Raw genomic sequence first — 23802 nt, 5'->3', positions numbered from 1 at the left:
AAATGGGCGAATTGATAGATTTTTCCGCGAGGGCGAGACCGGCGGCCGCTGCGCCGCCCATCGTCGGCGAGGCGCAAATTCTTTTCTTTCTGGGCGTGCGCTATGTGCGGCCGGAGGAGGCGGCGACCAAAACGCCGGGCGGCGGCGGCAAGGCGTCGAGCGGCGGCCGCAAGCGCAAACGCCGGGCGTGACGCCTCAGTCGGCGAGAATCAGCGCCCAATAGACCTTGTATTTCGCATTGGGCGCATAGGCGGTCGCGATTCCCATACGCGTCGCTTTCTTCATCAGCAAATTCTTATTGTGCGGCGGCGACTGCCGCCATCCAGAGAAAGCTTCGGCGAGCGTGTGATAGCCGGCCGAGACATTCTCCGCGGCGCTGACGCTGCGCATCCCGCGCGCGGTGAGGCGCATGTCCAGCGTTCCGCGCACCTCATGGCTCAACGAATTGGCGCTCGCCATGGCGCTCGCTTGCGCCTGCGCGGCCTCTTGCAATGTGGGGTCCAGCGCCAGCGCCGAGAGCCCGTTGTTGCCGCGATAGAGCGAGATCATCTCCCGCGCCGCCTGCGCGTCGACGCGCGCGTTCGGCGCAGCGAGCGAGCGATAGAAGCTCGGCTGCTCGGGCTCTTTCGGCAGGCGGCTCTCGCTCGTGCAAGAGGCGAGCGCGAGAAGCGCCGCGGCCGGCGCGAGGAAGCGAAGGGAGCGAGACATGCGGCTTTCGTCTGTGAGTGGAACGAAACGGAATGCGCGCGCCTTCTACACTCATTCGCCGGCCACCGCATAGTCCCGCTCGCGTCCGCTCTCCAGCGCGCGCGGCGAGGGCGCGAAAGGCTCCAGCCCCATCACCTGCACCACCGCCGGCGCCGGCGCGGGGGCGGAAATCTTCACCTCCGCCTCGGCGAAGCGGCGGTAGATGTCGAAGAGAAGATCGCTCTTCACCCGCGTCGCCTGCTCGACATCCTCGACATAGCACCAGAGCTCGAAGCGGAAGGCCGTCTGCTCCATGGAGAGGAACATCACTTGCGGCGCCGGAATGCGCAGCAGCCCGTCCTGAGCCTTGGCGGCGGCGAGCAGCAGCTCGCGGATCTGCTCGGGATCGACGCCCGAATGCGGGGCGATGGCGATTTTGATGCGGCCGATGCGATCATTGCGCAACCAATTCTTGACGACGCCGGAGACGAGATTGGAATTGGGCACGATCATCGTGGCGCGGTCGAAGGTCTCGATCTCGGTGGAGCGCACATTGATGCGCTTCACATAGCCCTGCTCCTCGCCGAGCACGACCCAATCGCCGACTCGGATCGCCCGCTCCCACAGCAGGATGAGGCCGGAGACGAAATTATTGACGATCGATTGCAGGCCGAAGCCGATGCCGACCGACAGCGCGCCGGCGACGATGGCGAGCCGCTCGAGGCCGAGGCCGAGCTCGGCCAGCGCCACGGCGACCGCCAGAATGAATCCGGCGTAGCCGAGGCTGGCGCCGATGGAATGGCGCAGGCCCATGTCGAGCCGCGTCAGCGGCAGCAGGCGCTGATCGAGCCAGCGGCGCAACGCCTTGGTCGCCCCGTAAGTGAGCGCGAAAAGGGCGAGCGCCGTCGCCATTCCGGCCGGCGAGATGGTGACCTCGCCGATTTTGAAACCGGCATAGGCGGTCTGGAGATTGCCGAAGAAATCGCCGGATTGGAAACCGTAAGGGACCAGAGCGACGAAGAGCGCGAAGGCGTAGAGGCCGAGCGTCGCGAGCCCGGTCAGCAGCACGGCGATCTGGCAGAGCGATTCCTGCCTCGCGCCGAAACCGGAGACGAGCGCGCGGCCGAGCGGCGTTTCCGGCTGGAAGGCGCGCGTGAGGCCGGTTTCGACAAAGGCGAGCAGCAGATAGAGCGCCGCGCCGACCGCCGCGAGCCAGGCGAGCTGCAACACCAGAAAATTGGCGAAGGCCACATAGCCGGCCGCTAGCGCGACGGCGATCACGACGATCTCCACCCAGGCCAGCAGGCGCAGCGCATAATTCGCATCGCGCCCGTCGAGAACGGCGCCGGGGTCGCCCTCGCATGTCTCATGGCGCGTCGCGACGGTGACGATGAGAAAGACGATGGCGATGAACAAGGCTCCCGCGCCGCGCGTCAGCACGATGACCGGAAGGCTCGCCTGAACGAATTCGGCGATCTGCTCCAGAACGCGCGTCGCCGCGGCGACGAAGCCGACGAGAACCGCGAGATAGAGCATCCGCCGCGAGAGCCGGTCGCCCAGGCCGACGAGCCGCCATTGCGGTAGGCCCGGCGCCAGCAGCCCGCGCGCCAGCCCATAGGAGACGGCGACGAATGTCACCGATTCGGACAGCCGCCGACCGAGCGGCGCGAGAACCGGGTCATCGAGCTGAAAGGCGTCGAGCGCGAGGGCGACGGCCGCGACGACGGCGATCGGCAGCGCCGCCGTCACAATGGTCGTCGTCACCGCCGCCGCGGCCTTGTGGAAACGATCCGGCGCCTCGACGGAGGCCTCGCGCTTCGCGAAGCGGCGGGCGAAGAAAGTCGCCGGGACGGCGAGCAGCAGCACGCAGAATATGGTCGCCAGAAAGCTCTCGATCTGCCCATTGCGCAGCCGCGCCGAAACCGCCGCGCCGCGCTGCTCCAGCAGCAGGCCGAAAACCTTGGCGTCATAGGGCAGCTCCTGCAGAGCGGAGCTCCACAGCGCCGGCGAGAACAGCCCGCTGGTGCGCAGGAACAAGGTCTTGGCGAAGAGCGCCCGCTGCCGCGCGCGGATCGCCAGAGCGGTCTGCCGCGTCTCGATCGATAGCGCCCGCGCCCGCTTCAGCGTGGCGTCCACCTCCTCATAGAGCTTTTTCTGTTCCGCCCATTCGGCGTTGACGCTCGCCGTCGCCAGCGAGCCGCTGTCCACGGCCGGAGCCGGCGCCGGATTGGCGGCGGGCGAGGAACGCATTTCGGCCGAGGCCTTGGCGATGACCGCCCGGCCGTTGCCGGGCGCGCGCGCGCCCTTGCCCGGGGCGGGCTCCTCCTTCTTGGGCGGAGCCTCGGCCGGAACCGGAGCCGGCGCGGCGGCTGGAGCCTCCTTCGTCTCGCTCGTGGGCTTAGCGGGGCCCGAGAGCTCGTCGAGCCGCGCCTGCAGCGCCGCGAGGCGCGGCGTCAGCCGCTCGACCACATCCTGCAGCTCGGCCGGGAGCGCATCGACCCGATCGCGCAGGCTCTTGAGCGTGGCGTCGTTGAGCGAGGGGTCGGCGAGGGCCGCCTCCACCTCGTCGAGCGTCGCGCGGGCGACGTCGAGCCGCGCGTTGAACTGCTCCAGCGAGGAGGAGGGCTCGGCGGCGAAGGCCGCGCTCGTGACGAAGAGGATCAGGCAGAGGGCGAGAAACCGGCGCAAGGCGGAGCTTTCGGTGGTGAGACGAGCCATATGAGCAATGAGACGAAAAATTCGCCAATCTTGCGGCGGCGGCGAGAGTTCCGCTGCTCGCGCGGGACTATCAGTCTCCCGCTGGGTAGCGATGCCGCCCTCCGGCGCGGTCGCGGACGCGCCAGCCGCCGTCCTCGTCCTGCTCCAGATGCGATTGCTGGAGCGGAACCTTACCGAAGCCGCCGGGAATGTCGAGAACGTAAGAGGGCAGCGCGATTCCCGAGAGCCGCCGCGCCAGCTCGGCGTAGAGCGCGCGCCCGCGCTCCAGCGAGAGGCGGAAATGCCCGGTTCCGGGCGCGAGATCGGGATGATGCAGATAGTACGGCTCGATCTGCGCCCGCACCAGAGCGCGCATCAGCTCTTCCAGAGTATCGACCGCATCATTGACGCCGGCGAGCAGCACGGTCTGCGCCAGCGTCGAAATCCCAGCGCTCTGGATGCGGCCGACGGCCGCGCGCGCCGGAGCCGAGAGCTCGCGCGCGTGATCGACATGCATCACCATATAGACGGCCTTGCCGCTCGCCTTCAGCGCCGCGAGCCGTTCCGCCGTCACGAGGCGCGGCGCCGCGGTCGGCGCGCGCGTATGGATGCGCAGCACGGCGACATGGGGAATGGCGGCGAGCTTTTCGGCCACTGCGGCGAGACGCCGCGCCGAGAGCGCCAGCGGATCGCCGCCAGTGAGAATGACCTCGAAAATCTGCGGCCGCTCCGCGACATAGGCCAGCGCCCGCGCCAGCGCCTCGTCGGAGAGCGTCGCGCCCTTGCCGAGGCCGACGGTCTCGCGGCGGAAGCAGAAGCGGCAATAGACCGGGCATACCGAGAGCAGCTTCAGCAGCACGCGATCGGGATAGCGATGCACCAGCCCTTCGGCCGGGCTGAAGGCGTCGTCGCCGATCGGATCGGAGCGCTCCTCCGGGCGCGTTTCCAACTCGCGCGGGTCCGGCAGAAATTGCCGGGCGATCGGATCGGCGGGGTCGGCGCGGTCGATCAGCGCGGCGATTTCCGGCGTCACGGCGACGCCATAGCGGGCCTCGACGGCGCGCAGCGCTTCCGCGCTCGCCGGATCCATGAGCCCGGCGGCGACCAGATCGGCCACGGATTTGAGCGTCGCCTCCGCCTCATTGCGGGCGGGCGATCCGAAGCCGTGGGACGGCCCCTGATTCGTTTCCTCGCCGCGCTCCGCGCGATAACGGGCTCTGTCCTCGGTCATCTGGCCGCTTATACGGCCGAATCCGCGCGTCGCAATGGGGCCGCGCCCGCTGAATCGGCGAGCGTCGCTGTTTTCCGGGCGCGACTGGGCGGGAGCCGAAAGTTTGAGCGTGGACGACTTACGGAATGATTTGCACTCTGGCGGCTTGTGAATATAGTGCGCGCCGATCCGAGGCCGAATCTGAGCCGGCCGGGATTTACGGAGGGGTGGCCGAGTGGTTGAAGGCGCACGCCTGGAAAGTGTGTATACGGGAAACCGTATCGCGGGTTCGAATCCCGCTCCCTCCGCCACGCGATTCCCGCCCCGATAGGCGCCGCCGCCGATTTCGATCCGACGCGGACCTTCGATGGCGCAGCCGGATCGCCCGATCTTCTCGAAAATTCGTCCCATCGATGGTCCTCGGGCTGTTCCGCGCGCCTCCCGCGCTTATTTGGAAAGACGACCGTCGCCTTCGCGGCGTATCGGAGCGGGGCCGAATTCCATGTTCGCGGCCACGGGTCTGCTCAGCGCGCCCTTCTCGATCTCTGGATCGCGGCGATCGGCGCGGTCTTCGCATCTCATTGCCGCCTCATCGAGGCCTGCGTACGTTTTGTATGGGCTGCCTCACCATGAATGCTCGCTCGATATGTCCCGCGTCACGGGAGCTCGAGGCTCGACAACTCCGTTCGGTCTGACCCGAAAAGCGCTCGAGACCGTGACGAAGAACGCCGGTACGAAATAGATCGCCAGAAGCGTCGCGCTGAGCATGCCGCCGACGACCGCCGTGCCGATCGCGATGCGGCTGGCCGAACCGGCGCCGGTCGCGAAGACGAGAGGCAGAGTGCCGGCCACGAAGGCGATGGACGTCATCAATATCGGCCGCAGCCGCTCTCCGGCGGCGGCGATCGCGGCCTCCGCCAGCGTGGCTCCATTGTCGAAGAACGCTTTTGCGAATTCGACGATGAGGATCGCGTTCTTCACCGCGAGGCCGACCGTCGTGAGCAGGCCGACCTGAAAATAGACGTCATTGGCCAGTCCGCTGCTCAATGTCGCCGTGATCGCGCCGATGACGCCGAGGGGAACGACCAGTATGACGGAAAGAGGGATCGCCCAGCTCTCGTAGAGAGCGGCGAGACAGAGCACCACGACCGTCAGGGAGATGGCGTAGAGCGCGGCTGTCTGCGAGCCGGATTTCTGTTCTTCATAGGAGAGGCCGGTCCATTCGTAGCCGACTCCCGGAGGAAGCTTCTCGATGAGGCGTTGCATCGCCGCCATGGCTTCGCCAGTGCTGTGGCCGGGCGCGGGGGCGCCGAGAATTTCAAAGGATGTGAGACCATTGTAGCTTTCCACTTTTTGTGGGCCCAATGTCCACTCGCCGTCGAGGAAGGCGTCGAACGGAACCATTTTTCCCGACGAGTTGCGCACGCGCCAACGCGCGAGGTCGCTCGGCGACATTCGCGAAGCCGTGTCACCCTGGACATAGACCTGCTTCACACGTCCCGCTCGCAGGAACTGATTGACATATTGCGAGCCGAGAGCGCCCTGTATGGTCGCGTTGAGGTCGCTCACCGAGACGCCGAGCGCATTGGCTTTTTCGCGGTCGATCTTCAGCCGGTACTGGGGTGCGTCTTCGAGCCCGTTCGGGCGCACGCCGGCAAGTGTAACGTCCTGCGCGGCCATTCCGAGCAGTTGGTCGCGCGCGGCGAGAAATTTGTCACGCCCGAGTTGGCCCCGGTCTTCGAGCTGGAGGTCGAAGCCCGTCGCATTGCCGAGCTCCATCACCGCCGGCGGCTGGAAAACGAAGACTCGGCCGTCGCGACTCCCGGCAAAATGTTGCATCGCGCGGCCGGCGACGGCTGCGCCGCTCTGTCGGGGGCTCGGTCTTTCCGACCAATCCTTCAGCTTGATCGCCGCGAAGCCGGCGTTCTGGGCCTGACCGGCGAAATTGAACCCCGAGACGGTCAGCACCGATTCGACATTCTCCTTTTCGGCGGTCAGCAAATAATCGGCCATCTGCTTGTTCAATGCCGCCGTTTGTTCGGCGGTGGCTCCAGGCGGCATCGTCACTTGGCCGAAGAGCAGCGCCTGATCCTCGTCGGGAAGAAAGCCGGTCGGGATTCGGTTGAACAGCACGACCGCCGCTACGGTGATCGCCATGAAGGTCATAATGAACGCGCGCGGACGCGCGATCAGATTGTGGACGCCGTTTTTGTAGCGCTCGGTGAGTCGAGCGAATGTGCGATTGAACCATGCGAAGAAGCCGGCCCTGGGACCGCTTTCCCGCGCCGGCTCTTTCAACAGCGTCGCGCAGAGCGCCGGAGTGAGAATCAACGCGACCAGCACGGAGAGCGCCATCGCCGACACGATCGTGACCGAGAACTGACGATAGATCACGCCGGTCGAGCCGCCGAAAAAGGCCATAGGCAGAAACACCGCCGAGAGCACCAGGGCGATGCCGACGAGCGCTCCCGATATCTCGTCCATCGACGCGCGCGTGGCGTCTCGAGGCGACAGACCTTTTTCGCTCATGAGCCGTTCGACGTTTTCGACGACGACAATGGCGTCATCGACGAGGAGGCCGACGGCGAGCACCATTGCGAGCATCGTCAGCGTATTGATCGAATAGCCGAGAGCGGCGAGCACGCCGAATGTGCCGAGCAGCACGATCGGCACAGCGATCGTCGGAATGAGCGTCGCGCGAAAGTTTTGCAGGAAGACGAGCATGACCACGAAGACCAGCGCGACGGCCTCGAATAGCGTCTTCACCACCTCCTCGATGGAAAGCGTGATGAAGGGCTCGGTGTCGAGCGGATAGGCGAGCTTGAGGCCGGGAGGGAAAAATGTTTCGAGGCGGTCCAGCTCGGCGCGCACGGCTGCTTCCGTGGAAAGCTGGTTGGCTCCCGGGGCGAGCTTGAGCGCGAGAGCGCCGAAGGGCTTGCCATTATAGAGCGATGCCGTCGAATAGGACTGCGCGCCGATCTCGACGCGCGCGACGTCCTTTAATCTCACCTGTGAGCCGCTGGGATTCACTTTGAGCAGGATTTCCTCGAATTGCTCGGGCGTTTCGAGCCGGGCCGGTCCGATGATTGCGGCGTCGAGCCGATTGCCTCTGCTGGCCGGCAGTCCGCCGAGCTCTCCTGACGAGACTTGCACATTCTGCGCGGTGAGCGCGCTCGTGACATCGCCGACGGTCAGCGAATATTTGTTGAGCTTGTCCGGATCGAGCCAGATGCGCATTGCGTATTCGGATCCGAACGAGGTGAAGTCGCCGACGCCGGTGATGCGCGTCAACGGATCCTTGAGGTTGGAAGAGACATAGTCGTCGATGTCGACGGCCGACATCGCGCCGTCGTCGGAATAGACGCCGACGATCAACATGAAGCTTTTGACCGATTTGTTGACCTTGATCCCCTGCTGGGTGACTTCGGTCGGCAGATTCGGCTGGGCGAGAGACAGCTTGTTCTGAACTTGCACCTGCGCGATGTTCGGATCCGTGCCTTGCACGAATGTCAGGTCGATTTCCATCGATCCGTTCGATTGGGCGGTCGAAAGTAGATATTCCAAGCCATCGAGGCCCGACATTTGTTGGAGAATGGGTCTTACCACAGTATCCATGACCGTCTGAGCGGAAGCGCCCGGATAGGTGACCGTGATCGAGATTTGCGGCGGAGCGATGCTGGGATATTGCGCGATCGGCAACCGAAAGATCAAGATGCCGCCGAGCAGCATCACGATCAGGCCGAGAACCCATGCGAAGACCGGACGGTCGATGAAGAAGCGTGACATCGATGGAATCCCCGTGGCGAAACGTCAGGACCGTTTGTCGGCGCGGATCGCCGCGTCTTCGACCGCGACGGGTCGAACGACATCGCCGGGACGTATGTTCTGCAATCCATCGACGATCACGCGCTCGCCCGCGCGGAGGCCGCCGATGACGATCCATTGATCGCCGATCGCTTGACCTGTTTGTATGATGCGCAGGCTCGCCTTGTCGTCGTCTCCGATCAGTAGGACGGTCGCGTCTCCATGCGTATTGCGGGAGACTGCTTGCTGCGGTATCAGAACGCCGTTTCGATCCACCCCTTCCTGAAGGGAGGCATGTACATACATGCCCGGCAACAGGAGGTGTTTGGGGTTGGGGAAAATCGCCCGCATGAGAACCGTGCCCGTCCCCTCGTCGACGGTGACTTCCGAAAACTGCAGCTTTCCCGCGACATCATATGTGCTGTTGTCTTCGAGCTTCAAAGTGACCTTCGCCGCGCCATTGCCGATGCTTTCGAGCCCGCCGCTCGCCAGCGCCTTCCGCAGACGCAATAGCGTCGTCGCCGATTGCGTCACATCGACATAGATCGGGTCGAGCTGCGTGACAGTCGCGAGAACATTGCTCTGATTGGCGATCACGAGCGCGCCCGGCGTGACTGTGGATCGACCGATACGGCCGGAGATGGGCGCAAGAACTTTCGTATAGGAAAGATTGATCTTCGCCTGGGAGATGCTCGCTCGGGCGATGGCGATATCGGCCTCCGCTTGTTGCGCGGCCGCGACGGCGTCCTCGACGTCTTGCTTGCTCACGGCTTTCAAGGAGGACAGCGACTTGTAACGAGCGGCTTTCGCGTTTGCCGCCTGGAGAGTCGCCTGATTGCGCGCCAATGTGGCGACCGCGCTGTCATAGGATGCTTGGTAGAGAGCCGGATCGATCTGATAGAGTTGTTGGCCTTCTTTGACCTCGCTGCCCTCTTCGAAGAGCCGTTTCAGGACCACCCCATTGACTTGGGGCCGCACCTCTGCGGTTAGAACGGCGGTCGTGCGGCCGGGCAATTCCGTCACGCGCGTGATCGGTTGGAGATGGACGACGACATAGCCCGCCTGCGCAGGCGGACGCGCCGGCTCTGCGGCCAGCGCTCGTTCGCAGCTCGCGGCGACCGCCATAGAAAGCAGCGCGAAGTAAGCGCCGAACAGGCCTGCTGCGGCCGAGCGCGAAATCCGTGCTTCAGGAGTCGTGACGATCGAAGGCGACGAAGGGACTCGGTGACGCGTCGGGATCATGTGCGGCTTCGCTCGAGAGAGTGGGGAAAACATAGCGCTTTTCGTCGTAGGGCTTCGGGAGCGACCGAGGTCCCTCATTCCTTGCCTTTCTGGGCCTCCGCGGGAGAACCGCGGTAGGGCGGCGCCGAAACCGCTCGACCGAACATGTCCGCGAACTGTTCCAGAAGCCGCCTCGTCATTTCGGGTGAAGTTTCGAGAATCTCGCGATGGACGAAACCCAGCTCGAAGCCCAGGCTCAGCAGCATTTCGGCGGCGGAGCCGACATCGAGATCAGGTTCGGCAATTCCAGCGTCGACGTAGAGAGCGAGCCGCGCCTCGAGGCCACTCCTGATTTCTTCACGGATCCAGATGCGGTTCAAATGCGTTTTGAAGGCTCGATCGAGCAGGGCTCTCGAGATCACGATGCGAATTCGGTCCGAACGTTCCGAGATTTTCTCGACCAAATGCGCGAGCATCTCGCGCGCTTCTTGCGCCATGGTCGAACAAAGCGGGCGCCCCAGGAAGAGCGCCGCGTCGGAGCGGTCATCCTCCTTGTCGAGCACCGCGAGCAGCAGGCCTTCCTTGCCGCTGAAATATCGCTGGATCAGGGCCTCCGAGCATCCTGCGGCGTCGGCGATGGCGCGCGTCGTCGCTCCCTCGTAGCCGCATTCGGCGAACGCCGTCGCTGCGGCCGCGATCAGAGCGTCGCGAGTGGCTTGGCGGTCGCGAGCTCGGGGCTTGCGGACTATGTCGTCGGAGTGCATGTCGCCTCGTATGTAAGTATGTGCACACATACCTACGGCGCATGAGCTACCGGGTCAAGGGCCTCGGCGCAAGAAAATGCGGGCAAGCTCGCGCTATCGGCAGGTCGGAAAGGCCAAGATTGTTCGACGCTGGTCGGCTCGGATCATCGGTTGCGCTGCTCGACTTGGCCGAGGATGTGGACGATGCGCGATCCTTCATCCGTCTGCGCCAGCGAGGTTTGCTCGACACGCATTTCGCGCGGCGCTGACCGATAGAGACATCGCCCCGCCGCCCATCGGGCGAGCGTCAGAAATCCACGAAGGTCCAATCGCATTCCCGCGCCGCGAGGTCGATCAGAGATCGGACTTTCGCCGACAGAAGCCGCGCGCTCGGATAGACGAAATGGATCGGCAGCGGCGCCGGCTCATAATCGGCGAGCACGACCGCGAGCCTGCCGGCGCGGACCAGCTCGATGATCTGATAGCCGGCGGCGATGGTCAGTCCGCCATTGTTCTCGGCATGCCAGATCGCCGCCTCGGCGCTGTTCGTCACATAGGCGGGCGCCGCATCGACGTCGAAGCGTTCGCCGCCCGACCAGAAGCGCCAGCGGCCGGCCGGCGTCAGGGACGTGCAGGAAATCAACCGATGGCGCTCGAGATCGGCGGGCGTCGTGGGCTTGTGTCTCGTCTCGAGATAGGCCGGAGAGCCGACGACGACCCGCCGCGTCGCGCCCATCTTGCGCGCGACCAGCGCGGAGTCGGACAAGTGGCCGATGCGCAGAGCGAGATCGAATCCTTCCTCCACGAGATCGACGAAGCGATCGGAGAGCGACAGCTCGACCGATAGCCGCGGATGCGCGTTCATATAGCGGCCGATCAACGGCCCTATGTGCATGCGACCGAACATCAGCGGCGCGGACAGGCTCAGCCGTCCTCTCGGCGCGCTCTGCTCATTCTCCGCGACGCGCTCGGCCTCCTCGAGATCGGCGACGATCCGTCGGGCGCGCTCGAGAAAGCGCGCGCCCGCATCCGTCAAGCCGACGGAGCGGGTCGTTCGTTGCAGAAGCCGTACGCCGAGCCGCTCCTCGAGCGCGGCGACGAGCCGCGTCACCAAAGACGCCGAGACGCCGAGGCTTCGCGCGGCCGGCGCAAAGCCCTTATGGTCGACGACCGCGATGAAGGCCGTGATCGTGTCGAAGCGGTCCATCGGATTGCTGCGCCTGCCGCAACGATGTCGTGCCGAGAAAGGCGATTATCGTTTCGATCGTCATCTATCATTTTCCGGGTGACAGGCAAAACGCCTCGCTCACATGCGCCAATCGGAGGAGGAAATCATGTCGAGACCGCCGCTACCGCCTTTCACCGCCGAAACCGCCGCCCAAAAAGTGCGCCTCGCCGAGGACGCCTGGAACAGCCGCGATCCGGAACGCGTCGCGCAGGCCTATTCGATCGACAGCCACTGGCGCAATCGCGCCGAATTCATCGTCGGCCGCGATCGGATCGAGGCCTTTCTCCAACGCAAATGGTCGCGAGAGCTGGAGTACCGGCTCATCAAGGAGCTTTGGGCGTTCCGCGAGAATCGGATCGCCGTCCGTTTCGCCTATGAATGGCGCGACGACAGCGGGAATTGGTTTCGCTCCTACGGCAATGAAAATTGGGAGTTCGACGCGCAGGGCCTCATGCGCCTGCGCATCGCCAGCATCAATGATCTTCCGATCTCCGCCGCCGATCGGAAATTTCAATGGCCGCTCGGCAGGCGTCCGGACGATCATCCGAGCTTGAGCGATCTCGGCCTCTGACGGCGAGCGGACTCGATTCGCGTCGTTCATGACGTCGCTGGCGGACAAGAGCGAGCCTGAAGGCTCGCGGTCCAGGGCGCGCATCGGACCGCGAGCCTTCAGGCTCGCTTCGAAACCATTCGGCAATCGTCAGGAGAAACCCCATGAGCAAGACCGCCATCATCATCTATTCCGATCCGAAGTCCGGCTCCGAGGAAGCGCTCGGCCGCCTCTTCAACGGCCTGTTTCTCGCTTACGAGCTCAAGGAGAAAGGCAAAGACGTCGCTGTCGTCTTCCAGGGCGCCGGCACGCGCTGGCCGGCTCAGCTCGTTCGAGCCGACCACGCGGCGCATGCTCTCTATGAAGCGGTGAAGGACGTCGTCGCGGGCGTCTGCGGCGGCTGCGCGGATGTTTTCGGCGCCACAGAGGACGCTCGCAAGACCGGACTGAAGCTCGATTACGAAAAGGCGATTCCCGGAACGCCGGGCGTGCTCGATCTGTCGAGCTACCTCGACCAGGGCTACAGCCTCGTCACATTCTGATCTTCGTTCCGCGCCCGGCCGCATTCGCGGCCGGGCGCCCGCTCCCTCGACTCTGCCAAGGGATCGATCATGGACAACCAACGCCCCAACAGCGACATCGCCTTCACCGAGACGGTGAAGCAGCTTCAGCGCCGAAACGGCTCGCGCGACGCCTATGCCAAAATGGAGGCGCGTGGCTGGCAGGACCGCATCACCCCCCAACTGGCGGCGTTCATCGCCCAGCAGAACAGCTTCTACCTCGCGACCGTGAACGCCGAGGGACAACCCTATATCCAGCATCGCGGCGGGCCGCGCGGCTTCCTCATGCCGATCGACGAGCACAGTTTGGCGATGGCCGATTTCAGAGGCAACCGTCAGTTCATCTCGCAGGGCAATCTGCTCGACAACTGCAAGGCGTTCATTTTTCTGATGGACTATGCGAACCGGCGCCGGATCAAGATCTGGGGCGAGGCCTCCATGGTGGAAGGAGATGACGCTTTGCTCCGATCAGTGACGCCCGATGACCACGCCGCGGCGCCCGAGCGCGTGCTTCTGTTCAGTGTGTCGGCCTGGGACGCCAACTGCCCCCAGCACATTCCGCGCAAGATCGACGCCGATGAGGTCGACGATATGCTGGCGAAGCGGGATCGGCGAATCGCCGAGCTCGAAGCGCTGATAGAACAGAGGCGACGCTGAATCCCGGACGCGGTTTTCATCTCGGCGATGAAAGCGAACAAAATGTGGAGGCGTGGCCCATGTGTCCGGAACAAACTGTCACCCATGTCTCAGGTCGCTCAATCGAATATCGAGGATAGGCGCGCCCTGTGGGACTTTCGTCCCCTCTAGGCGCTGGCGGCGAAAGCGCAGGGCGATCGGGCCCTCTCGGCCTTCCCTCGTCGAACAGGGTCGGAAATCGGAGCTCAGAGAGCGTCCTGGCGGGCGTCCCGCTCGATCTCGCGAGATCTCGCCGCGAGCCGGAAGAATGCCGGCCTTTCGAAGAGAAAGCGAAATCGCCCGCGCTTCGTCATTTTTTGCAGGAGCAGGGGGCCGCCCACCGCGGTCAGCGTGACGATGAGCGAGGCCATGTCCACATTTGCGACGAGATCATGATCGACGATGAGCTTGCGCGCGGCCGCCATAGGCAGAAAAAATCCGAGATAGATCGCCAGTGAATTGGCGCCGCAATAGCGTAGCCATCCCATTGCCGGAAGATCGCAGGCGAGCGCGGCGCCGGCGATGACGGCCGCCGCGCCCGCCAAGCCGGCCGTGAGGCTCATCAGCGGCAGCGATGCGAGCGTGGAATAGCCGGCGATCGGGGCCGGCGAGAAGGCCAATGCGGCTTCGGCCGCAGCCCAGCCGAGCAGCCATGTCAGCGCCGCGCGCGGAGCCCGCCTCGCCGATTCGGCCAGGGCGAAGACCTGCGGCGCCAACATATGACCGGCCAGGAAAAAGAAGAAGCGAGCGGCGAATTCGTCCGGCGCGGTCCAGCCGCTCTCGATGCGGGCGGTCTCCAGCAGCGCGGCCGCCAGCAGCAGGATCGGCGGCGGAACGCCGCGCAGCAGCTTGGCGACGACGAAAAAGATCGGCAGCAGATAAATGAACCACAATGTGCCGAACGGCTCGATCGTGGCGAGCGCCAATTGCCGAAACGCGTTCAGCGGATCGGCTCCCGACCACAGTCCGCTCTTGAACAGCCATTGGACGAAGAGCCACAGAAAATAAAAATAAGCGAAATGGACGAGCTTCGTATCGAGATAGGCGCGCCAGTCGCGATCGATTCCGCGGGACAGGAAAAGCCCGGCGATGAAAAAAAAGCCGGGGATGCGAAACGGCTTGGCGAAAGCCACGATCCAATGCAGCAGCCCCTCGTCCCCCATCGCCTCTCCGACGCCGAGCGCGGAATGCATCATGACGACGAGGATGACGCTCATTCCTTTTGCATTGTCGACCCAGGCGATCCGAGATTCTCGCATCGACGCCCATTTCTATGCGGCTGGCGGGCGGCGCAGGAGGCGCGCGCTTCGTCGAGCAAATTCGCAAGCTAGCGGCGGAAGGTTACGAAACGATGGGCGAGAGGCGCGCGTCAGGGGAGGTCGACGAATGGTCTCGGTCGGATGCATCGACCCTTCGGTCGAAGAGCGCGCGAGCCGGTGAGGCGGGGGCGGCGCGGCTTCGCCCAGGAAAAGCCTCGAGGGCAGGGCAGCTTCGATCGACCGCGTCGATCGACCCTCGCGCCGGCCTCGGCTTGCGCCGAGCCGTCGGAGCGTCTAGCCAAGCGGTGCGGAACAGGTCGCGTCGGCAGGGCGCATCGGGGGGAGGGCGACGACAGGCGATGGCGATCGATTCTGCGCGACATGTGCCGGCCTCGTTCCGCCTCTCCGATTTCGATTCGCGCGCGAGGGTCGGATGATCGGCGTCACCATCACGCGCTATCTCGCCGCGCGATTCACCAAGACGATCATGGCGATCTTCGTCGCCATGTTCTGTCTCATGTTCGTCGTCTATTTCGTGGAGCTGCTGCGGCGCGCCGGCGACATTCCGCAGGCGGGCGCCGGCACTGTGGCGCTGATGACCCTGCTGCGCGTCCCGGCGACGGCGGAATTGATTCTCCCCTTCGCCGTGCTGTTCGGCTCCATGGCGACCTTCGTCGACCTCACCCGCAAGCTCGAGCTCGTCGTCGCGCGCGCCTCGGGCATGTCGGTCTGGCAGTTCCTGCTGCCGCCGGCGCTCGTCGCGGCGACGATCGGGATCGTTTCGGTCACACTTTATAATCCGGTCTCGGCGATGATGAAGATGCGCTCCGACCAGATGGAGCTCGATCTGTTCGGCGTGGAAGGCAGCGTGCGCATCGATCACGGCAAATGGTTCCGCCTCAATGGCGTCGACGGTCAGGCGATCATGCATGCGGTCGATGTGCGGGCCGGCGGCCTCGCGCTCGATGGCGTCAGCGTCAATGTCTATCAGAAGGACGGGGTCTTCCTCGAGCGCGTCGAGGCGGCGCGGGCGCGGCTGCTCGCCGGCGTTTTCGTGCTCGAAGACGCCCGCGTCAGCGCCCCGGGCGAAGCATCGCGGGCCGTCGGCTCCTATCTTTTGGCCACCGATCTGACGCCCGAGCAGCTCGCCTCGGCGGCGACGCCGCCGCAGGGCGCGCCCTTCTGGGATCTGCCGCGGCTCGGCGACAGCAGCCGCGACGCAGGCCTCGACCCGACCGGGTATACGCTGCAATTTCAAACGCTTCTGGCGCGGCCCCTGCTGCTGGTCGCCATGGTTCTCGTCGCCGCTTCCTTTTCATTAAGATTCTTTCGATTTGGCGGAATCGCACGGACCATTTCGGGTGGCGTCGTCTCGGGCTTCGTGCTTTATATCGGCTCGAAAATCTTTTCCGATCTGGGCGGCGCGGGCGTCATCAGCCCGCTGGTCGCTGCTTGGTCGCCTGCTCTCGTCGGAAGCATGTTGGGTGCGCTCGTTCTACTGCATTCGGAGGACGGCTGATGGAGTCCCGTCGTCGCTCTCGCGAATCTAGGCCGGGGCCGGAGCGAATCCGCTCCGGGCCGGCGTCGTCGCGCCTTCTTTCCCGGCTCTCTCCGGCCCTCGCTGTTCTTCTCTTCGCGGCCCCGGTCGTGGGTCGCGCGCAGCCGCTGGCCGCGCCGCCGCCCGAGAGCGCGCAGCGCATGGTGGTGGAGGCCAAGGAGCTCGCCTATGACGAGCGCCGTAACGTCGTCACAGCGCGCGGCTCCGTGCAGATTTTCTACAAGGGCCGGGTGCTGGAGGCGGACCGCGTCGTCTATGACCGCAACACGCAGCGCGTCTTCGCCGAAGGCCACGCCAAGCTCACCGAGAAGGACGGATCGATCGCCTATGCCGATCGCTTCGACTTCACCGACGACTTCAAGAACGGCTTTATCGACAGCCTGCAGGTCGAGAGCGCCGAGAGCACGCATTTCACCTCGCCGCGCGCCGAGCGCGCGGGCGAGGTCACGACCTTCGAGCAAGGCGCCTATACCGCCTGCGACGCCTGCCAGAACGATCCGAGCAAGCCCCGGCTGTGGACCGTCCACGCCAAGCGCATCATCCACGACAATGACGAGAAGGTGATCTATTACGAGGACGCCTCGCTGGAACTGTTCGGGACGCCGATCGCCTATGTCCCCTATTTCTGGTCGGCCGATCCATCGGTGAAGCGCAAGTCCGGCTTTCTCAACCCGCAGCTGACCTATCGCCAGCAGCTCGGCTTCGGCGTCGGCGTGCCTTATTATTGGGCGATTGCGCCCAATTACGATCTCACCATCACGCCGACCGGCTTCACGCGGCAGGGCCCCTTCCTCGCGGCCGAGTTCCGTCATCGGCTCGAGAACGGCTCCTATGTCATCCGCGCCGAGGGGACGCATGTCAGCGACCCCAGCGCCTTCACCATCGCGCCCTATGGCGCGCGCAACGAGCGCTGGCGCGGCTCGATCTATTCGAATGGCGAATTCGCCATCAACGATTATTGGCGCTTCGGCTGGGACGCCACCGTGCTCAGCGACCGCTATTTCCTGCAGGATTACAAGCAGTACAACAGTTTCCTGCAGAACTACTTCTTCCGCGAGGCGTCTTCGACCGTCTATTTGACCGGGCAGGGGCCGCGCAGTTATTTCGATCTGCGCGGCTATTACTTCCAGGGCCTGTCGGCCAGCGACGTGCAGGCGCAGCAGCCGGTCGTGCATCCTCTGCTCGACTATAATCGCTCTTTCGCCGTGGACCCGGCCAAGACCTTCGGCATCGGCGGCCAGATCACGCTGGACGCCAATTTCACCAGCACCTCCGCCAGCATCGCCAATTACGAGTCGATCCAGCCGCGCACGCTCGATTCGCTCTATGGCCTCTATAACGTCTGCCAGCTCTACTCGCCCTCCGTCGATCCGTACAAGAGCGGCTGCCTGCTGCGCGGCGTCGGCGGCGACTATCAACATGCGACGGCGATGGCCTCCTGGCAGCGCCGCTTCATCGACCCGATCGGCGGCGCCTGGACGCCCTTCGCCTTCACCCGCGTGACCGGCTCCTATCTCAATTACGACTCGACGAATTCCTACGCCGCCTACAACAGCGTCGGGCAGCCGATTCCCAATTCTGCGCAGTCGCTGTTCGTCAATGGCGCGGACAGCGTGTTTCGGGGACAGGCGACGCCGGGCGGCGGCGTCGAATGGCGCTATCCCATTCTCGCGCGCAGCAATCTCGGCGATCTCGTGGTCGAACCGATCGCGCAAGTGGTGGCGCGGCCGAACCAGTCGTCGATCCCCTCGCTCGTCAACATGGACGCGCAGAGCCTCGTCTTCGACGATTCCAACCTGTTCGAATGGAGCAAATATTCCGGCTACGACCGCTTCGAGACCGGCACGCGCATCAATTACGGCGGGCAGGGCACGCTGACCTTCGCCAATGGCGGCTTCATCAACGCCCTCGTCGGCCAGTCGCGGCAGCTGGCCGGCAAGAACGGCTATTCCACCGCCGACGCCGCCAATGTCGGCCTTTCTTCGGGCCTCGACACGCGCACTTCGGATTGGGTCGGCCGTCTCGCCATCGCGCCTTCGTCGTTCTTCAGCATCGTCGGCAAAGGGCGGTTCGATCCGGACGGATTGCGCGGCCGCCGCATAGACGTCATCGCCTCGTTCAAGCTCGATCCGCTCACCGTCAATCTGCAATACGCCAATTACGCGTCGCAGCCGGTGATCGGCTTCGACCAGCGCCGCCAGGGCATGTCGGTGAATGGCCGCTACGACATCACCAAGAATTATTTTCTCACCGGCTCCGCCACTTTCGACATGAGCCGCTATCTCTACAATTCCTTGACCGTCTCGCCGGCGACGAATATCACGCTGACGGGCAGCACGATCACCGGATCGGCGCCGCTGTTCTCGGTCGCCGCGCTGGGCCTCGGGGGCGGCTACCACGACGAATGCACCACCGTCTCCGTCAATTATTCGTCGGTCTTCCAAGGGAACACCTCGACCGGGCTCTCGCGGAACCAGACCATCATGGTGTCGTTGCAATTGCGCACGCTCGGCGACGCCAAATTCAACTATGGGCTCGGCTCGCTTCAGCTCAACGACGGCGTGCGCACCCAGCCCTGACGCGCGAACGTCGAAGAGGACGTTCCGAACCCCTCGAGGAGATTGCCATGTCGCTGCGGCTCGCCCAAATTTTCGACCTCGGCGCTCTCGTCCGCGCCGCGGCCGTCGCGGCGGTCGGCCTCGCCGCCGTCGCCACGCCGCTGCGCGCCGAGCTCGCGGTCCCGCAAAAGGCCGAGATCGAGAAAATCGTCCATGATTATCTCATTGCCAATCCAGAGGTGATTCGCGACGCCATCGACGAGCTCGAGCGCCGCCAGAAGGTCGCCGAGGCGGATTCGCGGCAAAAGGCGGTCACTCAGGGCGCGGATAAATTGTTCAATTCCGCCAATCAGGCGGTGATCGGCAATCCGGCGGGCGACGTCACTCTGGTCGAGTTCTTCGACTATAACTGCGGCTATTGCAAACGCGCGCTGGACGATATCGCCAAGCTCATCGACGGCGACCCCAAGCTGCGCGTCGTGCTGAAGGATTTCCCCGTGCTCGGCGCCGGCTCGGTCGAGGCGGCCGAGGTCGCCGGCGCGGCGCGCCTGCAGCTCAAGCCGGAGAAATTCTACGAATTCCATCGCAAGCTGCTCAACACGCGCGGCGCGGTCGGCAAGGCGCAGGCGATCGCCGTCGCCAAGGAGCTTGGCGCCGATCCGGCCAAGCTCGAGAAGGACGCCAAAAGCCCCGAGAGCAAGGCGTCCATCAAGGAGGTCATGGAACTCGCCGACAGCCTCAATCTGAGCGGCACGCCGTCCTGGGTGCTGGGCAAGGAGGTGATCGTCGGCGCGGTCGGCTATCAGCAGCTCAAAGCCAAGATCGACAACACGCGCAAGTGCGGCAAGACGGTCTGCTGACGGGGGCGGGGCTTCCTTCGCGGCGGCAATGAGGCTAGAAGAGGCCCCGCCGGGGCGGCGCGCGCCCTTCGTTCAGGACCCGCCCTTCGTTCAGGACCCTCATGCCCGCCGTCCATGTTCTCAACGGTCCAAACCTCAATCTGCTCGGGACGCGCGAGCCCGATGTCTACGGCCGCGCGACGCTCGACGATATAAAGGCGCGGCTGGCCGAGATTTGCGCCGCCCGCGGGCTCGATCTCGTGTTCCGGCAGTCCAATCACGAGGGCGACCTCGTGGACTGGATTCAGGAGGCGGGCAAAGTCGGCGCGGCGGTGATCCTCAACGCCGGTGCCTTCACCCATACGTCGATCGCGCTCCATGACGCCATCAAAGGCTCGGGAGCGACAGTCGTCGAAGTGCATCTCTCCAATGTTCATGCGCGGGAGAATTTTCGGCGTCACTCCTTCATCGCGCCAGTGGCTCGCGGCGTCATCGCCGGTTTCGGAGCCGATTCCTACGTTCTGGCGCTGGACGCATTGTTCGATCGAGAAGAAAGAAAGACCTGAGCAATCATGGCGCGCAAAGCCCAAACTCGTCGCCCTTCCACCACTGCCGCAAAACCGAAAGTCGCCGCCGGAGCCGCCGGCGTCGACACCGAGCTGCTGCGTGAGATCGCACGCCTGCTCGGCGAGAGCGATCTGACCGAGATCGAGGTCCAGAAGGGCGATCTGCGTATTCGCGCCGCGCGCACGCCGGCCGTCGTGGCGCCTGCCCATGCGACCATCGCTCTGCCGGCCGCAGCCTATGCGCCGGCCCCTGTCGCCGCGCCGGCGCCCGCTGCCAGACCTGCCGCGCCGGCCCCCGCCGCGGCGGCCGAGCACGCCGACGCGCTGAAATCGCCCATGGTCGGCACCGCCTATCTGCGGCCGAGCCCGGACGCCAAGCCCTTCGTCGAGGTCGGCGCCCGCGTCACCGCCGGCGACAAGCTGCTGCTCATCGAGGCGATGAAGACCTTCAACGACATTGTCGCCCCCAAGGGCGGCGTGGTGACGGCCATTCTGGTCGAAGACGGACAGCCGGTCGAATATGGCGAACCGCTCCTCGTGATCGAGTAGGGCGCGCGATGTTCGACAAAATCCTCATCGCCAATCGCGGCGAAATCGCGCTTCGCGTGCTGCGCGCGGCCAAGGAGCTCGGCATAGCGACGGTCGCCGTGCATTCGACGGCCGACGCCGACGCCATGCATGTGAAGCTCGCCGATGAATCGGTCTGCATCGGCCCGCCGGCGGCGCGCGAATCCTATCTCAATATTCCGGCGCTGCTGTCGGCCTGCGAGATCACCGGCGCCGACGCTGTGCATCCGGGCTATGGCTTTCTCTCCGAGAACGCCCGTTTCGCCGAGATCGTCTCCGAGCACGGCCTCACCTTCATCGGCCCCAAGGCGGAGCATATCCGCCTGATGGGCGACAAAATCGAGGCCAAGGCCACCGCCAAGCGCCTTGGCATCCCTTGCGTGCCCGGCTCCGACGGGCCGATCACCGACGATAAAGAGGGCGCGAAAGTCGCGGCGAAGATCGGCTATCCGGTGCTGGTGAAAGCGGCTTCCGGCGGCGGCGGCCGCGGCATGAAGGTCGCCCGCAGCGAGGCCGAGCTGCATTCCGCGCTCGCGACCGCGCGCGCCGAGGCCAAGGCCGCTTTCGGCGACGACACCGTCTATCTCGAGAAATATCTCGACAAGCCGCGCCACATCGAAATTCAGGTGTTCGGCGACGGCAAGGGCCAGGCGATCCACCTCGGCGAGCGCGATTGCTCGCTGCAGCGCCGCCACCAGAAGGTGTGGGAAGAGAGCCCTTCGCCCGCGCTCAACGACGAGCAGCGCGCCGAGATTGGCGAAATCTGCGCCAATGCGATGCGCGAGCTGAAATATGCCGGCGCCGGCACGATCGAGTTTCTCTATGAGAACGGCGCCTTTTATTTCATCGAGATGAACACGCGCATCCAGGTCGAGCATCCGGTGACGGAGGCCGTGACCGGCGTCGATCTCGTCAGCGAGCAGATCCGCGTCGCCGCCGGCTCGCCACTGTCGCTGCGGCAGGAGGATATCTGGTTCTGGGGCCATGCGATCGAATGCCGCGTGAACGCCGAGCATCCGTCGAGCTTTCGGCCCTCGCCCGGGCGCATCGCCTATTATCATCCGCCGGGCGGCGTCGGCGTGCGCGTCGATTCCTCGGCCTATCAGGGCTACACGATCCCGCCCAATTATGATTCGCTGATCGGCAAGCTCATCGTCCACGGCCGCAACCGCACCGAGGCGCTGATGCGCCTGCGACGCTCGCTGGACGAGTTCATCATCGATGGGGTCGACACGACCTTGCCGCTGTTCCGCACGCTGGTGCGCAACGCCGATGTCCAGAATGGCGTCTACGACATTCACTGGCTCGAGCATTTTCTGGCGACGGGCGGCATAGAGCCGAGCTTTTGAGGCGTCAGCGCGCCGCTCGCCGGCCGGGCAGCGCGCAGACGGCGGCGAGCGCGGCCTGCTTCCGCATCCTGCTTGCCATGCGCAGAAAGGCGCCATCGGCCGCCCCTCTCCAATTGCTATATTCTGCCGGCAGCTCGCGCCAGGCGCCGCCGGTCAGCGCGACCCAGAGCACGCCGTCGATGACGCGGCGACGATCGCGCGGCGGTCGTCCGCGTTTTGCACCAGTCTCAATGACGAAGCTCGCGCAGAGCGCCATTCGTCATCATCAAGTCGGCTGTCGATCACATTGGTTTCCGCACACAGCCGCAGCGCTATCGACTACGCCCACGGCCGGCCGCGGCGTCGCTCGCTCTCGGAGCGTTCCTCCTGCGATCGTCGAGACTGGACATGCGTTTCCCCGAACCCTCTCGACCCGCGCCGAGAGCGCCGCATGCACTCCCTATATGGGTCGCGCTTCCGGCGTCTCCCCCGATCGGAGGAGAATGGGCTCATGGCAGAGTGGCGCCGGCGAGCAGGCGGACGAGATCGACCTGGCGCGACACGCCGGTCTTGGCGAAGACCGATCTGAGCTGAGTGCGAATGGTCTCCCCCGAGACGCCGTGCTCCCTGGCGATTTCCGAGGCGGGCCGGCCCGCGGCGATGGCGCGGGCGACGCGCGCCTCTGCGGGGGTGAGATCGAACAGGCCTTGCAGCAGGCTGGCGCTGGGCGCCGCTCCCAAGGTCACTTCGGTGACGACCAGCAGCAATTCGCCGGCGGCGAACACATCCTGCGCCGCGCCGCGAATCGGCGCGAGATGCAGGATCAGCGGCCGGCTGCCCTCGCGGGCGGGAATCGGCAGCGATTGGACGCCGGCCGGCGCGCCGATCACGCGCAAACGGGCGAGCGCCTGCTCGAACAGCGCGTCGGCGCGTGGATCGGCGATGACTACGCGCTCGCGCCGATCCTGGACCAGCGATGGCGCGAAGCGCGTGAACAGATCATTGGCGAGCAGCAGCCGATGCGAGCGTGACAATACCGCCGCTGGCAGGCCGAGCGCGCGCATCGTCTCGGCGGCCATGCGCGCGCGCTCGAGGCCGAGCCGCGCGGCGATGAGCGCCGCGCGGGCGAGATGGCCGCCGATGGCGTTCAAAGCGTCGAGCGTCGCGCGATCGAAGGGGCCGTCGACGAAGCGCCTTTCCCAGCTGAAGACCAGCATATCGCCCGAGGGCGGGGCGGCGATCTTGCCGGCGCACCAGCCCATCCCCTGGCCGCGCAAATAGCCATAGGTGGGATCGGCGTCCATTTCCTCCGGCGAGAAAAGCTCGTGATCGCCGACGAAGCCGCCGGCGCCGAAGGCGAGGCCGCGCGCCGGACGCGGATTGCGCGCCGCCCATCCCTTCTCGACGAATTCGGCGAACATGGGCGCGATGCGCGGCGACGCCGTCCAGCCGGAAAATTGCGGATTGCTCGCGAAGAGAACGCCGCCGAAAGCGCCGCTGAGCGCGCCGATCGTTTCGAGCAGCTCCGGCCAGAGTTCCGGAACGACGGCGGCCTCGTAGATTCGGTCGGCCAAGGCTTCGAATTTCGACTGATCGACTCTCGACATTGGACGACGTCCGCCGGTCATGAGCGAGGGACGCGAGATGTCCGTCGCGCGACCTCGAAAGAGAGACGCTCCGCCGCGCGCTGAAACCTTTCCGTTTCCTACACCGAACCGGCGTCCGCTTCGGCTGGAAACGCGCTACCGCGTC

The 23802-nt window shown here is 65.1% G+C and carries 20 protein-coding genes and 1 tRNA gene; 11 read left to right on the top strand and 10 right to left on the bottom strand.

The genetic code is table 11. The features are described from left to right. Positions 1 to 2 precede the first annotated feature (2 nt). The gene (locus C5689_RS03560) at positions 3 to 191 is read left to right on the top strand and encodes a hypothetical protein (protein WP_108915899.1); all 189 of its coding nucleotides are present in this window, start codon (positions 3 to 5) and stop codon (positions 189 to 191) included. Positions 192 to 195: 4 nt separating this feature from the next. On the opposite strand, the gene C5689_RS03555 is transcribed toward C5689_RS03560, so the two are convergent. From C5689_RS03555 to C5689_RS03545, 3 genes are all read right to left on the bottom strand, one after another. Continuing rightward, the gene (locus C5689_RS03555; RefSeq protein WP_108915898.1) at positions 196 to 708 is read right to left on the bottom strand and encodes a CAP domain-containing protein; all 513 of its coding nucleotides are present in this window, start codon (positions 706 to 708) and stop codon (positions 196 to 198) included. Between the two features lie 51 nt (positions 709 to 759). After that, positions 760 to 3375, bottom strand: a complete 2616-nt coding sequence (locus C5689_RS03550; protein ID WP_244594569.1) for a DUF3772 domain-containing protein — start codon at positions 3373 to 3375, stop codon at positions 760 to 762. Between the two features lie 100 nt (positions 3376 to 3475). After that, the gene (locus tag C5689_RS03545) at positions 3476 to 4615 is read right to left on the bottom strand and encodes a lysine-2,3-aminomutase-like protein (RefSeq protein ID WP_108915896.1); all 1140 of its coding nucleotides are present in this window, start codon (positions 4613 to 4615) and stop codon (positions 3476 to 3478) included. Between the two features lie 200 nt (positions 4616 to 4815). Here C5689_RS03545 and C5689_RS03540 point away from each other — a divergent pair. Continuing rightward, positions 4816 to 4905 (top strand) — tRNA-Ser (locus C5689_RS03540). A 313-nt stretch (positions 4906 to 5218) separates the two neighbouring features. On the opposite strand, the gene C5689_RS03535 is transcribed toward C5689_RS03540, so the two are convergent. The 4 genes from C5689_RS03535 to C5689_RS03520 all read right to left on the bottom strand — a co-directional run bounded on the left by C5689_RS03535 (position 5219) and on the right by C5689_RS03520 (position 11569). Then, on the bottom strand, positions 5219 to 8380 hold the full coding sequence (locus C5689_RS03535) for an efflux RND transporter permease subunit (RefSeq protein WP_108915895.1): 3162 nt from the start codon (positions 8378 to 8380) through the stop codon (positions 5219 to 5221). 24 nt (positions 8381 to 8404) lie between these two features. Next, positions 8405 to 9523, bottom strand: coding sequence for an efflux RND transporter periplasmic adaptor subunit (locus C5689_RS03530; RefSeq protein WP_244594568.1), 1119 nt, complete (start codon positions 9521 to 9523; stop codon positions 8405 to 8407). Between the two features lie 191 nt (positions 9524 to 9714). After that, positions 9715 to 10383 carry a TetR/AcrR family transcriptional regulator gene (locus C5689_RS03525; protein ID WP_108915893.1) on the bottom strand — a complete coding sequence of 223 codons (669 nt, stop codon included), beginning with the start codon at positions 10381 to 10383 and terminating at the stop codon, positions 9715 to 9717. A 286-nt stretch (positions 10384 to 10669) separates the two neighbouring features. After that, the gene (locus C5689_RS03520) at positions 10670 to 11569 is read right to left on the bottom strand and encodes a LysR family transcriptional regulator (RefSeq protein ID WP_108915892.1); all 900 of its coding nucleotides are present in this window, start codon (positions 11567 to 11569) and stop codon (positions 10670 to 10672) included. 127 nt (positions 11570 to 11696) lie between these two features. Between C5689_RS03520 and C5689_RS03515 the strand changes: the two genes are divergently transcribed. The 3 genes from C5689_RS03515 to C5689_RS03505 all read left to right on the top strand — a co-directional run bounded on the left by C5689_RS03515 (position 11697) and on the right by C5689_RS03505 (position 13357). Next, positions 11697 to 12161, top strand: a complete 465-nt coding sequence (locus tag C5689_RS03515; protein ID WP_108916008.1) for a nuclear transport factor 2 family protein — start codon at positions 11697 to 11699, stop codon at positions 12159 to 12161. A gap of 143 nt (positions 12162 to 12304) precedes the next feature. Continuing rightward, positions 12305 to 12682 (top strand): DsrE family protein, encoded by a 378-nt coding sequence (locus C5689_RS03510; RefSeq protein WP_108915891.1) that lies wholly within the window; start codon positions 12305 to 12307, stop codon positions 12680 to 12682. 69 nt (positions 12683 to 12751) lie between these two features. Further along, positions 12752 to 13357: a pyridoxamine 5'-phosphate oxidase family protein gene (locus C5689_RS03505; protein ID WP_108915890.1), complete on the top strand. Its 606-nt coding sequence runs from the start codon at positions 12752 to 12754 to the stop codon at positions 13355 to 13357. 224 nt (positions 13358 to 13581) lie between these two features. On the opposite strand, the gene C5689_RS03500 is transcribed toward C5689_RS03505, so the two are convergent. Continuing rightward, on the bottom strand, positions 13582 to 14634 hold the full coding sequence (locus C5689_RS03500; protein ID WP_108915889.1) for an acyltransferase family protein: 1053 nt from the start codon (positions 14632 to 14634) through the stop codon (positions 13582 to 13584). Positions 14635 to 15067: 433 nt separating this feature from the next. On the opposite strand from C5689_RS03500, the gene lptG reads away from it, so the two are divergent. From lptG to accC, 6 genes are all read left to right on the top strand, one after another. Then, positions 15068 to 16153 (top strand): LPS export ABC transporter permease LptG, encoded by a 1086-nt coding sequence (gene lptG, locus C5689_RS03495; RefSeq protein WP_108915888.1) that lies wholly within the window; start codon positions 15068 to 15070, stop codon positions 16151 to 16153. Continuing rightward, positions 16153 to 18771, top strand: coding sequence for an LPS-assembly protein LptD (locus C5689_RS03490; protein ID WP_108915887.1), 2619 nt, complete (start codon positions 16153 to 16155; stop codon positions 18769 to 18771). The genes lptG and C5689_RS03490 overlap by 1 nt, the downstream gene beginning before the upstream one ends. A gap of 47 nt (positions 18772 to 18818) precedes the next feature. Then, a complete protein-coding gene (locus C5689_RS03485; protein WP_108915886.1) occupies positions 18819 to 19610 on the top strand; it encodes a DsbA family protein in 792 nt (263 codons plus the stop codon). A gap of 101 nt (positions 19611 to 19711) precedes the next feature. Next, positions 19712 to 20155, top strand: coding sequence for a type II 3-dehydroquinate dehydratase (aroQ, locus tag C5689_RS03480; protein WP_108915885.1), 444 nt, complete (start codon positions 19712 to 19714; stop codon positions 20153 to 20155). Positions 20156 to 20161: 6 nt separating this feature from the next. Continuing rightward, complete coding sequence (gene accB, locus C5689_RS03475; protein ID WP_174800244.1) at positions 20162 to 20704, top strand: acetyl-CoA carboxylase biotin carboxyl carrier protein; 543 nt, start codon at positions 20162 to 20164, stop codon at positions 20702 to 20704. Positions 20705 to 20712: 8 nt separating this feature from the next. Continuing rightward, entirely contained in the window at positions 20713 to 22071 is a 1359-nt protein-coding gene (gene accC / locus C5689_RS03470) for an acetyl-CoA carboxylase biotin carboxylase subunit (RefSeq protein ID WP_108915884.1), read from the top strand. Between the two features lie 4 nt (positions 22072 to 22075). Here the strand turns inward: accC and C5689_RS03465 are convergent, their stop codons facing one another. Next, positions 22076 to 22327, bottom strand: coding sequence for a transposase (locus tag C5689_RS03465; protein WP_108915883.1), 252 nt, complete (start codon positions 22325 to 22327; stop codon positions 22076 to 22078). 232 nt (positions 22328 to 22559) lie between these two features. Continuing rightward, positions 22560 to 23657 (bottom strand): helix-turn-helix transcriptional regulator, encoded by a 1098-nt coding sequence (locus tag C5689_RS03460; protein WP_158271737.1) that lies wholly within the window; start codon positions 23655 to 23657, stop codon positions 22560 to 22562. Positions 23658 to 23802 lie beyond the last annotated feature (145 nt).

The organism is Methylosinus sporium (assembly GCF_003113265.1).
Classification (GTDB): Bacteria; Pseudomonadota; Alphaproteobacteria; order Rhizobiales; family Beijerinckiaceae; genus Methylosinus; species Methylosinus sporium.
Note: the sequence above shows the minus strand (reverse complement) of the source record. Positions and strands in the feature narration are given on the sequence as shown.